This is a genomic window from Caldisericia bacterium (assembly GCA_026414995.1).
GTDB lineage: Bacteria > Caldisericota > Caldisericia > B22-G15 > B22-G15 > JAAYUH01.
Map to the genome: position 1 here is coordinate 50,271 of JAOAHY010000001.1, position 14,678 is coordinate 64,948.

Annotated in this window: 14 protein-coding genes; 7 read left to right on the plus strand and 7 right to left on the minus strand. The window is 28.0% G+C overall.

The features are described from left to right. Nucleotides 1-13 precede the first annotated feature (13 nt). Genes N3D74_00270 through N3D74_00280 form a run of 3 tightly spaced genes read left to right on the plus strand, consistent with a single transcriptional unit; the run spans nt 14 to nt 2,816 of the window. Nucleotides 14-280: a TIGR04076 family protein gene (locus tag N3D74_00270; GenBank protein ID MCX8094619.1), complete on the plus strand. Its 267-nt coding sequence runs from the start codon at nt 14-16 to the stop codon at nt 278-280. After that, nucleotides 270-1,961, plus strand: a complete 1,692-nt coding sequence (locus tag N3D74_00275) for a formate--tetrahydrofolate ligase (protein MCX8094620.1) — start codon at nt 270-272, stop codon at nt 1,959-1,961. The genes N3D74_00270 and N3D74_00275 overlap by 11 nt, the downstream gene beginning before the upstream one ends. After that, entirely contained in the window at nt 1,962-2,816 is an 855-nt protein-coding gene (locus N3D74_00280) for a bifunctional 5,10-methylenetetrahydrofolate dehydrogenase/5,10-methenyltetrahydrofolate cyclohydrolase (GenBank protein ID MCX8094621.1), read from the plus strand. It begins immediately after the preceding gene. Here the strand turns inward: N3D74_00280 and N3D74_00285 are convergent. The 5 genes from N3D74_00285 to N3D74_00305 all read right to left on the minus strand — a co-directional run bounded on the left by N3D74_00285 (nt 2,809) and on the right by N3D74_00305 (nt 8,042). Next, nucleotides 2,809-3,453 carry an endonuclease III gene (locus N3D74_00285; protein ID MCX8094622.1) on the minus strand — a complete coding sequence of 215 codons (645 nt, stop codon included), beginning with the start codon at nt 3,451-3,453 and terminating at the stop codon, nt 2,809-2,811. The genes N3D74_00280 and N3D74_00285 overlap by 8 nt on opposite strands. Beyond that, nucleotides 3,450-4,385 (minus strand): ABC transporter permease, encoded by a 936-nt coding sequence (locus N3D74_00290; GenBank protein MCX8094623.1) that lies wholly within the window; start codon nt 4,383-4,385, stop codon nt 3,450-3,452. Before N3D74_00290 ends, N3D74_00285 begins: the two co-directional genes overlap by 4 nt. Beyond that, nucleotides 4,382-5,446, minus strand: a complete 1,065-nt coding sequence (locus N3D74_00295; GenBank protein MCX8094624.1) for an ABC transporter permease — start codon at nt 5,444-5,446, stop codon at nt 4,382-4,384. Before N3D74_00295 ends, N3D74_00290 begins: the two co-directional genes overlap by 4 nt. Continuing rightward, complete coding sequence (locus N3D74_00300) at nt 5,433-6,959, minus strand: ABC transporter ATP-binding protein (GenBank protein ID MCX8094625.1); 1,527 nt, start codon at nt 6,957-6,959, stop codon at nt 5,433-5,435. Before N3D74_00300 ends, N3D74_00295 begins: the two co-directional genes overlap by 14 nt. Before the next feature lie 75 nt (nt 6,960-7,034). Next, entirely contained in the window at nt 7,035-8,042 is a 1,008-nt protein-coding gene (locus N3D74_00305) for a BMP family protein (protein ID MCX8094626.1), read from the minus strand. Between the two features lie 145 nt (nt 8,043-8,187). On the opposite strand from N3D74_00305, the gene N3D74_00310 reads away from it, so the two are divergent. Genes N3D74_00310 through N3D74_00325 form a run of 4 tightly spaced genes read left to right on the plus strand, consistent with a single transcriptional unit; the run spans nt 8,188 to nt 12,950 of the window. After that, nucleotides 8,188-9,204 (plus strand): TAXI family TRAP transporter solute-binding subunit, encoded by a 1,017-nt coding sequence (locus tag N3D74_00310; protein ID MCX8094627.1) that lies wholly within the window; start codon nt 8,188-8,190, stop codon nt 9,202-9,204. Nucleotides 9,205-9,248: 44 nt separating this feature from the next. Next, nucleotides 9,249-9,719: a DUF1850 domain-containing protein gene (locus N3D74_00315; protein MCX8094628.1), complete on the plus strand. Its 471-nt coding sequence runs from the start codon at nt 9,249-9,251 to the stop codon at nt 9,717-9,719. After that, nucleotides 9,719-11,977, plus strand: coding sequence for a TRAP transporter permease (locus N3D74_00320; protein ID MCX8094629.1), 2,259 nt, complete (start codon nt 9,719-9,721; stop codon nt 11,975-11,977). The genes N3D74_00315 and N3D74_00320 overlap by 1 nt, the downstream gene beginning before the upstream one ends. Further along, nucleotides 11,970-12,950, plus strand: a complete 981-nt coding sequence (locus tag N3D74_00325) for a hypothetical protein (protein ID MCX8094630.1) — start codon at nt 11,970-11,972, stop codon at nt 12,948-12,950. Before N3D74_00320 ends, N3D74_00325 begins: the two co-directional genes overlap by 8 nt. Here N3D74_00325 and N3D74_00330 read toward each other — a convergent pair. Then, nucleotides 12,947-13,321, minus strand: a complete 375-nt coding sequence (locus tag N3D74_00330; GenBank protein MCX8094631.1) for a roadblock/LC7 domain-containing protein — start codon at nt 13,319-13,321, stop codon at nt 12,947-12,949. The two genes, N3D74_00325 and N3D74_00330, sit on opposite strands and share 4 nt — an antisense overlap. Nucleotides 13,322-13,357: 36 nt before the next feature. Next, nucleotides 13,358-14,626 (minus strand): serine hydroxymethyltransferase, encoded by a 1,269-nt coding sequence (locus tag N3D74_00335; protein ID MCX8094632.1) that lies wholly within the window; start codon nt 14,624-14,626, stop codon nt 13,358-13,360. Between the last annotated feature and the right edge of the window lie 52 nt (nt 14,627-14,678).

A 14,678-nucleotide genomic window follows, 5' to 3' on the forward strand; every position in this document is an offset into this window, starting at 1 on the left:
AGGGATAACAAGAATGAAAAAGGTAATAATAAAAGTGAAAGATAAAAAAGGGTTTTGTTCTGCAAATCATAATATAGGTGATAATTGGGAAATAAAGGATAATATTTTTGTTCCAGAAGGATTATGTATGCATGCTTTTTATGTACTATATCCATGGATACAAGTTCTAAGAATGGAAGGTAAGATTCCATGGTCAACTGATAATGAAATTGAAGTTCCATGTATTGATAGTGAAAATCTTGTAATTTTTTCATTAAAAGGAGAAGAAATTGAGAAGTGATATTGAGATAAATAGAGAATGTAAACCTAAATTTATTGAAGAGATAGCAGAAGTAATAGGTTTAGAAAAAAATGACTTGATAAAATATGGAGATTATATTGCAAAAATAAAACTCTCTGTTTTAGAAAAAATTAAAGATAAAAAAGATGGTAAATATATTTTAGTAACTGGAATTAATCCAACACCTCTTGGTGAAGGAAAAACAACTACAACTATTGGTTTAGGACAAGCATTTAAAAAACTTGGAAAAATTGGTTTAATAACAATTAGACAACCTTCATTAGGTCCTGTATTTGGAATAAAAGGCGGAGCACATGGTGGAGGTTATTCTCAAGTTTATCCAATGGTTGAATTTAATACACATTTTACAGGTGACAATTATGCAGTTTATACAGCACATAATTTGCTTGTATCATTTTTATACAATTCTATTTATCATAAAAATCCATTAAATATAGATTTAAACACAATAAATATAAAAAGGGTGTTAGATATATCAGATAGAAGTTTAAGAAAAATAATTGGAGGAGTTTCTGAAAATTTTGTTCTTCATGAAAGTGGTTTCGAGATAACATCAGCATCTGAAATAATGGCAATTCTTGCTCTTTCGAAAAATTTAAAAGACCTAAGAGAGAGATTGGGAAAAATAGTTGTTGGTTTCACATATGACAAAAAACCAGTTTTTAGCGAAGATTTAAAAGTTGCAGGAAGTTTAGCTCTTTTAACAAAAGATGCTTTAATGCCAAATTTAATTCAAACAATTGAAAATTCACCAGTTTTTGTTCACACAGGACCTTTTGGAAACATTGCACATGGAAATTCATCTATTATAGGAGACATAATTGGCATTAAAATTTCTGATTATTTAATAACTGAAGCAGGATTTGGAACAGATCTTGGAGCAGAAAAATTTTTCAATATAAAATGTAGATATTCTAATCTTAAACCAAATTTAGCAGTTCTTGTTGCAACATTAAGAGCAATAAAAATGCATGGTTCAAATATAAAAGTGACTCCTGGAAAACAACTTCCTAAAGAAATTTTAGAAAAAAATATTGATTATTTAATAAATGGAGCAGAAAATTTAAAAAAACATATTGAGAACTTAAAACTCCATGGAGTAAAAGTTATTGTAAATCTAAATTATTTTGAAAATGATGATTTAGAAGAAATAGAGATTTTAAAAAATATATCAATTGAAAATGGAGCTGATGATTTTGTTATATCAGAAGTGTATCAAAAGGGAGGAGAAGGGGGATTAGATTTAGGTAAATCAATAATAAAATTAACTGAAAATTGTGAATCAGATTTTAAATTTTTGTACGATCTTGATTTATCAATTGAAGAGAAAATAAAAATCATATCTACAAAAATTTATGGAGCAAAAGATGTAACTTTTTCAGCTGAAGCAAAGAAAAAAATAGAACTTTTTGAAAATTTAGGCTTTTCAAAATTACCAATTTGTATGGCAAAGACACATTTATCTCTATCTTCTGATCCTAATTTAAAGGGTAGACCTAAAGATTTTATAATTCCAATAATTGATTTGAAAATTTCAAATGGAGCTGGTTTTATAGTTGCATATACTCAAGAAATTAGCACAATGCCATCTCTTCCCTCAGATCCAATTGGAAAATATATTGATTTAGATGAAAATGGTAATGTATATGGTTTAAAATAAATGGGAGAAATAATAAAAATTGATGATTTAAAATTTAAATTAACAAAAGAGATAAAAAAAGATTTACATAATATTAATTTAAAAGATAAATATATTTCTTTTTTAATTTTTACAAAAAGACCTGATGCTCTTATTTTTTTAAAAGAATTAAACGATTTGTTTGATAATTTCTCTTTAAAATATAAAAATTTTCTTTTTTATGATTTGAATGAAAAAGAAATTATAAATGAGATTGAAAAACTAAATAGAGATAAAAATTCTATTGGCATTTTACCAATTAGACCTTTAAAAGAAAATGTTGATGAGTTTAAAATTTTATCATTAATTAACCCCTATAAAGATGTAGATTGTTTAACATTTATTAATCTTGGAAAACTTTTTTCATTTAAACCTTTATATATACCTTCAGTTGTTCTTGCTTCATTTGAAATATTAAAAGATTTTGTAATAAAAAAATTTAAAGATATAAATTATTTAACAGGTAAACTTACTGTTATTGTTGGAAGAAGTATTGGCGTAGGAAGGCCTCTTTATATTTATTTACTTATGAATAATCTTGTTCCAATAAATTTACATTCAAAAGTTAAAAATTTAAAAGATTTTTTAAATCTAGGAGAAATTATTTTTTCTTGTGCTGGTGTTCCAGAATTTATAAAAGGAGATATGATAAAAGAAAACTCAATAATAATCGATATTGGTATAAACAAAAGAGAAGATGGGAAAATTGTTGGAGATGTAGATTTTAATTCTGTAATTGATAAATGTCTTGGAATAACACCAGTGCCAAAAGGTGTTTCTGAAATAACTAATCTTTTTCTTCTTAAAAATTATTTAAAAAGTTTTGAGTTTATCTAAATTTTTTTACATTTATCTTTTTACAATATTTCTCAATAGGGCAAATCGGACATTTTGGGGAGATTGGTTTACATATGATTTTTCCAAAATTAACAAGATAATCATTTAATTCAATCCAATATTTTTCTGGAACTATTTTTTTTAATTCCATCTCGGTTTCTTCTGGTCTTTTTGTTTTAACTATTCCTAATCTATTAACAATTCTGTGAACATGAGTATCAACTGCAATACCAGATTTTTTATAACCTTTTGTTAAAACAATATTTGCTGTTTTTCTTCCAACTTGTGGCAATTTTAAGAGTTCATCTAAAGTATCTGGAACTAAACCATTATAATTATCAATTAAAATTTTTGAAAGTTCTTTTAATCTCTTTGCTTTTACTCTATAAAACCCTGAAGGGTAAATTATTTTTTCTAATTCATTAATTTCAATTTTATATAAATCATATGGATTTTTAACTTTTTTGAATAATTTCTCTGTTATTTTATCTGTCGTCTCATCTTTTGTTCTTTGAGAAATAATACATGCTATAAGTACCTTAAAAGGATCTTCTTTCTCCGAAACTCTATCCATTAAAGTTTTATTGTTTAAATTATAAAACTCTCTTAACTTTATTATTATTTTTTCTATAATCACTCTCTTTTATATGGTTTTAATAGAGATGAAGGAGCTAATGCATTTCTTGCAACAAGGACAAGAACAACGATAGTTAAAACATAAGGCATCATTAAGAAAAATTGATATGGTATATTAAAACCAATTGCTTGTAATCTTAATTGTAATGCATCTATTCCTCCAAACAATAATGCACCAAGTAAAACTCTTTTTGGATCCCAATTTGCAAAAATTGTAAGAGCAATTGATACCCAACCTCTACCACCAACTATTCCATATAAAAACATGTTAAAGTATGCAAGTGTAAAAAATGAACCTGCAAGACCCATTAATGCACCAGCAATTATTAAAGCAATATACCTTGTTCTATAAACATTTATTCCTAAAGCATCTGCTGCTTCAGGGTTTTCTCCAACAGATCTTAAAGAGAGTCCAAAATTAGTTTTATATAAAATAAATGAAAAAATTGGGACAAGAATTAAAGCTATATAAGTTAAAATATACTGGTCAAACAATATTGGTCCTAAAAATGGAATTTTTGATAGAACTGGAATAGTTAGAGTTGAAAAAGTATTAATTGTCGGAGGAATTGTAGGAGCACCAATAATTTGTCTATATGTAAATAATGATAAACCTGTTGCAAAAAGAGTTATACCTAATCCACTTACATGTTGTGAAACACCTAATGTAACAGAGAAGAAAGCCATAAGTATTCCAAATAAAATTCCTACTAAAACTGCTGTTAAAACACCAAGCCACAAATTATTTGTAAAATAAACTGTTAAGTATGCTACTAAAGAAGCATAAAGCATTATACCTTCAATTCCTAAATTTAAAACACCACTTCTTTCGCAAATAACTTCGCCTAAAGTTGCTAAAATTAAAGGTGTTGCCATTCTTATGGTTGCTGATAGTAATCCAATAAAAAAACCTATAGTTAAAATATCTTTCATTCAACCCTCCTTATTTCATATTCATAAAAAATAAGCATTGCAAGTAAAACAAGAAGTGTAATACCTTGAATAACATCAGCCATAAACATTGTTACTCCTGTTGCTCTGCTCATATATTGTGCTCCTGTTATTATTATTGCAAAGAAAAAAGCAGAAAGTAAAACTCCAAAAGGATTTAAACCACCTAACATAGCAACAACTATCCCTGTATAACCATAGCCAGGGGAGATGTTTTCAGTTAATCGATAATGTAAACCTGCAACTTCACCTACACCAGCAAGACCAGCAATTCCTCCACTTATAATTGATGTTATTAATATTGTTTTTTTAATATCAATACCAAGAAAATTACTTGCTTTTGGATTTGCACCAGTTGCTCTAATACTAAAACCAAGTTTTGTATATCTAATCAATATAAATACAGCAATTACAGATAAAATTGAAATAATTAAACCAAAATGAACTCTTGATCTTTCAATTAATTTTGGGAATATTGCATTATCTGAAATTCTTATAGATTGAGGCCACATTGTTTCGGGATCTCTCCAAGGTCCTTCAAGAAGTGCTGTAACAAAATAAATCATAATATAATTCAATAAAAGAGTTGTAACTACATCATCAGCTTTTAAATAAGTNTTCAAAAAACCAGGTAAGAGAGCCCACAAACCGCCTGCAATGAAACCGATTAATAATAAAAGTGGTATATACAAAAGTTTAGGTAAATTTAAATAACTTATTCCAATGTAAGTTGCGGCTAAAGCACCTGCGTAAAATTGACCTTCTGCACCAATATTCCAAAATTTCCCTGTAAAAGCTAAAGCAACTGCAATACCAGTTAGAATTAATGGAATTGCTTTAACAATGGTTTCTAATAAACCAAGTCTTGTTCCAAGAGCCCCATAAAATATACTATAAATTGCAGATATTGGATTTTTCCCAGCAAATAAAATTATAATTGATGAAAATATAAATGAAACTCCAATTGCTATAAAGGGTAATAATATTCTAAATGCAGGCGACATTTTCTCTCTTTTAACTAATCTATATTTATGTAATGGCATGAAGTTCCTCCTTTTTTGTTCCTGTCATCATCAAACCAATTTCTTCTCTAGTAAGTTCTCCTCTTAAAACTTCTCCCATAATTTCTCCATTATATATAACTAAAATTCTGTCTGAGAGATTCAAAATTTCATCTAAATCTTCAGAAATAAGTAATATACCAGCACCTTTTTCTCTTAATTCAATTAGTTGTTTATGAATAAATTCAGTTGCACCAACATCAAGCCCTCTTGTTGGTTGAGATGCAAGAACAAAATCTGGATTCATAGAAAGAATTCTTGCTAGTATACATTTCTGTAAATTGCCACCTGATAATTTTTTAGTTGTTACAATTTGATTTGGTGTTCTTATATCAAATTTTTTTATTAAATTGTCACAATAATAAAAAATTTCTTTATAATTCAAAAATACTCCTTTGGAAAAAGGATTTTTATCAAAATATTCGATTATTAAATTTTCAAACACTGGAAGATCAAGAACTAAACCCATTTCCATTCTATCTTCTGGAATTCGACCCATTCCTCTATTGATTCTTTCTTTTGGTGTTAGATAAGTTATATCATACCCTTTATAAAAAATTTTCCCTTCAATTGGAAATCTAACTCCACTTATTACTTCTTCTAGCTCTTTTTGCCCATTACCAGAAACACCCGCAAGACCAACTATTTCGCCTCTCTTTATTTCAAAATTTAAATTTTTAAGAGCAATATGACCTCTATCACTTAATACTTTTAAATTTTCAATTTTTAAAACTATATCTTTATAACCTGTATAAGATAATTCGAAAATATCAAAAACTTCTTTTCCAACCATAAGAGATGCAAGTTCTCTTTTGTTTGTATTTTTTGGGTCTCTTTCTCCTGCAACTTTACCATTCCTTAAAATAACTATCCTATCACTAATTTCAAGAACTTCATCAAGTTTATGAGATATAAAAATAATTGTTTTATTTTCATTTTTTAAAATCTTTAAAGTCTTGAAAAGTTCTTTAACTTCTTGTGGTGTTAATACTGCTGTTGGTTCATCAAGTATTAAAATATCAATATTTCTAAATAAAACTTTTAAAATTTCTACTTTTTGTTTTTCTCCTACAGAAAGTTCACTAATTTTTGCATCTGGATCTACAAAAAGTTCATATTTTTTCATATATTCTAAAACTTTTTCTTTTGCTTTTTTAATGTCTAACTTAAAACCATTTGAATCTAGTCCTAAGATTATATTTTCAGTTACTGTAAATGGATTTACAAGTGTAAAGTGTTGATGAACCATACCAATTCCTTGATTAATTGCATCTTTTGGAGAAGAAATTTCTACCTTTTTACCTTTGATAAAAATTTCCCCAGAATCTTTTCTATATAACCCATAGAGAATTTTCATTAAAGTTGTTTTTCCAGCCCCATTTTCTCCAAGTAAAGCAACAATTTCTCCTTTTTTTGCATAAAAAGTTATTCCATCATTTGCATTAACTCCTGGAAATCTTTTTTTGATATCCTTCATTAAAATAATTTCTTCCATAACACCACCTTATACATGAATATTATTAAAAAAAGGGGGCAGATCTGCCCCCTTATTGAAAAAAACTATTAAAAATTAATCAGATTTAGGAACTCCTTCGTTCACATCAACTCTAAACATACCAGATAATATTTCTTGTTTTTTCTTTTCAACCAAATCTTTTATCTCTTGTGGAAGTTTGGTTTCCCAATTATGATATGGAGCAAGTTTTGCACCACCTTTAGCCATCATTGAGAAATCTTTAAGATCAATTGCTTGAAATGCACCTTTCTTAACTTGATTTATTACATATTCAACTGTTGGATACATATCCCAAACAGGCCCGGTTATTACTAAATCTGGTGCAAGTTCCCATTGATCCAACAAACTACCAAAACATGGAACTTTTCTCTCCTTGCATGCATCAATAACTCCATATCTTTCAGCAAACATAACATCAGCACCTGCTTCAATTTGTGCAATTGCAGCTTCTTTTGCTTTTGGTGGATCAAACCAACTACCAATAAATGTTACTTTAACTTTAACTTTTGGATTTACCTCTTTTGCGCCTTGTATAAAAGCGTTAACAATTCTATTTACTTCTGGAACAGGATATCCACCAACAACACCAATTACATTTGATTTTGTGAGTTTACCGGCAATTAAACCACAAAGATATGCAGGTTCATGAATCCAGTTATCAAAAACTGCAAAGTTTGGATTCATTGGACCACCACCTGAACCAAAAGCAAAAGCAATATTTGGATAATCTTTTGCAACTCTTCTTGCTGGCTCTTCATTTCCAAAAGCATCACCCATCATAATGTCAGGCTTTTTTGTATCTGCCAATTCTCTTAAAACTCTTTCAAAATCAGTATAACCAACACTTTCAACCCATTCATATTCTATACCTAATGTATCTTTTGCTTTTAGTAATGCTTGATGGATTACATTTGGCCATGGTTCTTCAAGTGGTGTAGCATAAACACCAATAACTTTGATTTTCTTCTCTTGTGTTGGCTTCTCTTCTTTTTTAGCGCATGCTGAAAAAATAAGTAAAACAATTAAAACTAAAACCCCAAATAAAATAAATTTTTTACTCATAAAAACCTCCTTTTATTAAATTGGGTATTTATAATCAGTTTAGCATTTAAAATTCAAATTTGTCAAGTATTTTAAAACTTAAATTTTTTGACATAAGTATTATTTTTGTTTTAAAATATAAAAAATAAAAAAATAGGAGGTTTGTATGTATTTATCAAAAAAATTAATTATCTTTTTAGTTTTATTAGTTATTACAATTTCTTTTTCATTTATTTCATGTAAAAAAACTGAGGAAAAACCTGCTGGTCCAACAAGAATATTTATTGGTATTGCAACAGGTGGGACAGGAGGTACTTATTTTCCTGTAGGAGGTGCAATTGCATCTATTATTTCAAATTTTGCAGATTATGAAACACCACAAGGCAAAGTAGATATTGTTGCAACTGCTCAAACATCAGGGGCTTCAGTCGCAAATGTAAATATGATAACTAATAAAGAAATTGAAACAGGTTTTGCACAAAATAATGTTGTTTATTGGGCATACACAGGAACTGAAGCGTTTAAAGATAAAACACCAATGAAAAATCTGAGAGTAATAATGTCACTCTATCCAGAAACAATTCAAATAGTTGCTTTGAAAAAATCAGGAATTAAAACTGTTTTAGATCTTAAAGGTAAAAAGGTAGCGGTTGGGGATAAAGGGAGCGGAACAGAAATTGATGCTAGAACAATTTTATCTTTACATGGAATTACATATGATGATATAGAGGAACAATTTATGTCATTTTCAGAGGCAGCAGATGCTTTAAAAGATGAAAGAATAGATGCATTATTTACAACCGCAGGAATTCCAACAGCAAGTATAGTAGAACTCTCAACTACAAAAGAGATAACAATAGTTGAAATAACTAATGATAAGATAAATGAATTAATCCAAAAGGTACCATATTATTCTAAATTCATAATTCCAAAAGATACATATAAAGGAATGGATAAGGATGTTCAAACTGTAACATGTCTTGCTCAATGGGTTTGTGATGAAACACTTAATGCTGATGTAGTATATCATATTGTAAAAGCAGTTTTAGATCATAAGGCAGACCTAGAAAAAGTACATGCAAAAGGAAAAGATATTTCTCCTGAAAATGCTATTAAAGGAGTTGCAATTCCATTCCACCCTGGAGCAGAGAAGTACTTTAAAGAACTTGGATTGATTAAATAAATGATTTATTTTTGGGGTGGTGTTTAAGCCACCCCAAATTTTGAATGTATAAAAAAGTTTTTATATTTATATCTTTAATATTAATTTTTCTACTAAATATAACTTATATTTTTTCTGAAAATTCATATATTTTAACTTTTAATGATTACAAATCTAACAAAATTATATTTTCTTTTAGAATAAAAGATGAGGATAAATTTATAATAACTTATAAACATTCTGTTGCCTTGACACCTATTTATGAATTTTACAAAATTCAAAAGGGGAAAATAGTTTTGTATGAATTTCATTTTTATGATCAATGCGCAGGTCTTCCGACAGAACCTATTGGTAAAGAGATATTAATAAATGAAAATGGAATATTTAAATTAAAAAATATGGAGAGAATTTTCGAAAATATAATTTATGGAATTTATGAAAAAGGAGATTTTAAATTAATTTTTAAAAATAATATTATTAACTTATCAGAAAAACTTGGAAGTAGATTTATAATAATTAAAATTAGGAGGAATTGATGTCTGAATTGAGCCAAGAAGAAATTTTAAAGGGCAAAGAAATTCTTGAAAAATATGAAATTAGCGGTAAAAGAAGAACATTAAAAGGTTTTGAACTATATTTTGTAAAATTAATTGCTATTGCATTTTCAGTTTTTCAATTTTATACTATAGGTTTTAAGTTTTTCCCCCCTCAAATTCAAAGACCACTTCATGTTGGATTTGCATTTTTATTAATTTTTTTATTAATACCACCAACTTTAAAAAGTAAAAAAGATAAGATACCTATTTATGATTGGATAATTGCAATAATTGTTATAATTGTGTTTCTATATCCAATTGTTTTTTATGAACAATTAATTTATAGAGCCGGACTTCCAACTACAATAGATATAATAATAGGATTAATAGCAGTTATTTTAATTCTTGAGGGAACAAGAAGAGTTGTTGGATTGCCATTAATGATTATTGCATTACTTTTTGTTCTTTATGCAATTTTTGGAAAATCAATTCCAGGCATTTTTGCTCATAGAGGTTTTACAATAACAAGAGTTGTTGATCATCTTTTTTATACTCTTGATGGAATTTTTGGAATTCCAGTTTCTGTTTCAACAAAATTTGTATATGCATTTATTTTATTTGGTGCACTTGCTGAAAGAACTGGTGTTTCAGAACTTATTGTTAATATTGCAAGAGCAATTGCAGGTAGAGCTCCTGGAGGTCCTGCAAAAATTTCTGTTATAACAAGTGCAGCATTAGGAACTGTAAGTGGAAGTTCAGTAGCAAATGTTGTTACAGACGGTGTATTTAATATACCTCTCATGAAAAAAACAGGATATAAAGATTATTTTGCTGGTGCTGTTGAAGCAGCAGCATCAACAGGTGGACAAATAATGCCCCCAGTTATGGGTGCAGCAGCATTTATTATGGCAGAATTTATCGGAGTTCCCTATGTTAGAATAATTTTTGCAGCAATTGTTCCTGCTATTTTGTATTTTATGGGTGTTTATTTCTCTCTTCACTTTGAAGCTAAAAGATTGGGTTTAAGAGGATTAAGAAAAGAGGAAATCCCAAATTTAATATATGAATTAACTTATAAAGGTTATATATTGACACCTTTTGTGGTTCTTGTCTATAAACTTATGGCAGGTTTTACTGTAATGGAGGCTGCTTTTGTTTCAATTATTTCTGTAATTCTTACGAGTTTTTTAGGAGAAATGGCAAAAACAGTTACTCAAGATTTTGATGAAAAAAATAAAATATTCTTCCTTTATATTTCTATATATGTTCCTCTTTTATTTTTCTTTATATTTTTCTTTTTAAATACAATAAAAATTATCCCTTTAGCATTTTTTACATCCTTACTATCTATTATTTTTTGTTATCTTGTGTTTAGATTTAAATCTGTTGTTATTTATGAAAACAAAAATAAAGTATTTTTAAATAGAATTTTAAATGTTATTAAAAATACTTTCTTTTTGACTGTTGAAGGTTTTGAAGAAGGTGCATATACATCTCTTGCAGTAGTTGCTGCATGTGCATCAGCAGGTTATATTGCAGGTATGTCAACATTAACAGGTCTTGCTTTAAGATTTGCAACAGCTGTTGTCTCTTTGGCAACAAGTGTAAAAAATTTCTTAAATTCAATTTTTTCAACTTTTTTACCATTTTTAAAAATTACTAGTCCTATGCCATTTACTTTAATTTTTACAGTTATAGCATGTTTAATTCTTGGAATGGGAATTCCTACAACTGGAAATTATATTATTATGGCAATTATAACTGCACCAGCACTTTTTCCATTTTTATCAAAATATGATTCAACAACAAGAATGCTAATCGCACATATGTTTGTATTTTATTATGGTATTCTTGCTGATGTCACACCACCTGTAGCACTTGCTGCATATGCAGGAGCTGGAATTGCTGGTTCAAATCCATTTAAAACTGGTTTTACTGCATTTAAATTAGCACTTGCTGGTTTTCTTGTCCCGTTTGTTTTTGTATATAATCCAATTTTGTTAGGCGTTAATTTTGTTTGGAGTGAAGCAATTATTGCATATACAACTGCAATAATTGGTGTTATATTTCTAGGAGCCTCTTCTATTGGATATTTTGTTAATAAACTAAACTTTTTAGAGAGAACACTTTTATTTATTTCATCAGTTTTATTAATTGTCCCTGGTCTAAAAACTGATTTAATTGGAATAGGACTTGGTGTTTTAGTTTATATAGTTCAAAAATTAAAAATAAAAAAAGTGGAGGTTAAAAATGATTAAATTTATTTCTTTTGGCCTTGGTACAATTGGGCTTGAAATATTAAAAGTTTTATTAAATAAGAAAAATTATAAATTAGTTGGAGCAGTTGATATAAGAGAAGAACTTTTAAATAAAGATGTTGGAGAATTAATTGGTAATGAAAAAATAAATGTAATTGTTAAAAATAACATTGAAGAATTTGATAATTGTGATATAGTAGTTCATTCTACTGGTTCAAGAATTTCGCAAACTTTTGAACAATTTAAATATTTATTAAATAAAGGATATAATGTGATTTCAACTTGCGAAGAACTATTTTATCCATATTATTTCCATAAAAACGAAGCAGAAGAGTTAGATAGAATTGCTAAAGAGAATGGTACAAGGATTCTTGGTACTGGAATCAATCCTGGATTTATTTTAGACACTCTTGTAACTTTTACAACAACCCTTTCTATTGAAATAGAAAAAATTTCTGCTGAAAGAGTTCTTGATGCAAGTAAAAGAAGAAAACAATTACAATTAAAAGTTGGATCAGGTTTAACAGTCGAAGAATTTAATAGATTAAAAAATGAAAATAAAATTGGACATGTGGGACTTCTTGAATCATTATTTTTTGTTTTTGATTCACTTAATTTAGAAGTTCAAGATTTTAAAGAAGTATTAGAACCACTAATTGCAGAAGAAGATATAAAAACAGAATATTTGGAGGTTAAAAAAGGTCTTGTAAGAGGTCAATATCAAAAAGTAAGCGGAATATCTAAAGATGGGAAAATTATTGAATTAACTTTAATTATGGCATTAAATGAAAAAGAAAGTTATGATAAGGTCAAAATTTATGGAAAACCAGATATTGAATTAATAATAAAAAATGGTATACAAGGAGATTTAGGTACAGCAGCAGTTGTTAGCAACTATATACCAATTTTATTAAAAAAAGAACCTGGCTTTTATACTACTAAAGATTTAAATTTACCCCACTTTAATAACTAATAACTTTGAATTAATTCATTTAAATCTTTAACTAAATTTTTAAACTCTAATCTTATTAGACCAAGTTTAGCATCATTATTTAAAATACCAATTACAGCCATTCCTTGAGTAAGATTATAAATCACAATATACCCATTTTTACCTTTTGCAAATATTTCCTCAAATTCACCCTTATTAAAATCTTCAATAGCTCTTTCTCCTAACATTATTAACGATGCAGAAAGTGCTGCTAATTTTTCTTCATCTTCAGTGGTTAAGGTTGAAGAAATTGGTAAACCATCTTTACTTACAACAATAATTGATTCAATAGTTTTGTCTTTTTCTTTTAAATTCATTAATTTTTCTTTAATTAAATTAACATCTTGTATCATTACTCCCTCCTTTAAAGTTTAATTAATTTTATCAAATTATATATATTTTTTAAATTCCTCTCTTAATTCTTTATATAGTGGAAATCTTTCACACAAATCTTTAACTTCTTTTTTTACTTCATTTAAAACTTCTTCATTATTCGGATTTTTAAGAACTTTTGCTATCAATTTTCCAACAATTTCCATCTCTTCTTCTCCCATTCCTCTTGTTGTTAAAGCAGGTGTTCCTAAACGAATACCACTTGCAATAAATGGTTTTTCTGGATCAAATGGAATTGTGTTTTTATTTACGGTTATATTCACTGTACCAAGAATTCTTTCAGCATCTTTTCCAGTTATCTTAAATGGTCTTAAATCAACTAACATTAGATGAGTATCTGTTCCATCTGATACAAGTCTAGCACCTTCATTTTTTAATGTCTCCGCTAATTTTTTAGCATTTATAACAATTCTTTCTTGATATTTTTTAAATTCATCACTCATTGCTTCTTTAAAACAAACAGCTTTTGCTGCAATAACATGCATAAGTGGTCCACCTTGAATTCCTGGAAATACATTTTTATCAAGGTCTTTTTTATAAATCTCTTTTGTTAAAATAAAGGCACCTCTTGGACCCCTTAATGTTTTATGTGTTGTTGAAGTTACAAAATCTGCATATTGTACTGGAGATGGATGAAAACCAGTTGCAACTAAACCTGCAATATGAGCAATATCAGCCATTAAATAAGCGTTAACTTCATTTGCTATTTCTCTAAATTTTTCAAAATCAATTTTTCTTGGATATGCAGAATAACCTGTAACAATAAGCTTAGGTCTCTCTTTCAAAGCAAGTTCTCTTACCATATCAAAATCTATTGTTTCATCATCTTTTTTTACTCCATAATAGATAACTTTAAAAAATCTTCCTGAAAAAGAAACTGGACTTCCATGTGAAAGATGACCTCCGTGTGAAAGTTCCATAGATAAAATTGTGTCACCAGGATTTAATACAGTAAAATAAACAGCCATATTTGCTTGAGTTCCAGAATGAGGTTGAACATTTGCATGCTCAGCCTTAAAAAGTTCTTTTGCTCTATTGATTGCTAATTCTTCTGCGACATCAACAAATTCACAACCTCCATAATATCTTTTTCCTGGATATCCTTCTGCATATTTATTAGTTAAAGGAGAACCAAGTGCAGAGAGCACTCCATAACTTACAAAATTTTCTGATGCTATAAGTTCAAGATTTGAATGTTCCCTTTCTATTTCTTTGTAAATTGCCTCAAAAATTTCAGGATCAATTCTTTTTAAATATTCAACCATTTTATCCTCCTAAAATTGATAACTCTTTATAATTTTACAATATAAATGTTAA

Bases quoted from the DNA above. Each gene is read 5' to 3' on its own strand.
- N3D74_00290 (MCX8094623.1), bottom strand. From the start codon at position 4,385: ATGAAAGATATTTTAACTATAGGTTTTTTTATTGGATTACTATCAGCA.
- N3D74_00325 (MCX8094630.1), top strand. From the start codon at position 11,970: ATGATTAAATTTATTTCTTTTGGCCTTGGTACAATTGGGCTTGAAATA.
- N3D74_00280 (MCX8094621.1), top strand. From the start codon at position 1,962: ATGGGAGAAATAATAAAAATTGATGATTTAAAATTTAAATTAACAAAA.
- N3D74_00330 (MCX8094631.1), bottom strand. From the start codon at position 13,321: ATGATACAAGATGTTAATTTAATTAAAGAAAAATTAATGAATTTAAAA.
- N3D74_00320 (MCX8094629.1), top strand. From the start codon at position 9,719: ATGTCTGAATTGAGCCAAGAAGAAATTTTAAAGGGCAAAGAAATTCTT.
- N3D74_00335 (MCX8094632.1), bottom strand. From the start codon at position 14,626: ATGGTTGAATATTTAAAAAGAATTGATCCTGAAATTTTTGAGGCAATT.
- N3D74_00270 (MCX8094619.1), top strand. From the start codon at position 14: ATGAAAAAGGTAATAATAAAAGTGAAAGATAAAAAAGGGTTTTGTTCT.
- N3D74_00315 (MCX8094628.1), top strand. From the start codon at position 9,249: ATGTATAAAAAAGTTTTTATATTTATATCTTTAATATTAATTTTTCTA.
- N3D74_00310 (MCX8094627.1), top strand. From the start codon at position 8,188: ATGTATTTATCAAAAAAATTAATTATCTTTTTAGTTTTATTAGTTATT.
- N3D74_00300 (MCX8094625.1), bottom strand. From the start codon at position 6,959: ATGGAAGAAATTATTTTAATGAAGGATATCAAAAAAAGATTTCCAGGA.
- N3D74_00305 (MCX8094626.1), bottom strand. From the start codon at position 8,042: ATGAGTAAAAAATTTATTTTATTTGGGGTTTTAGTTTTAATTGTTTTA.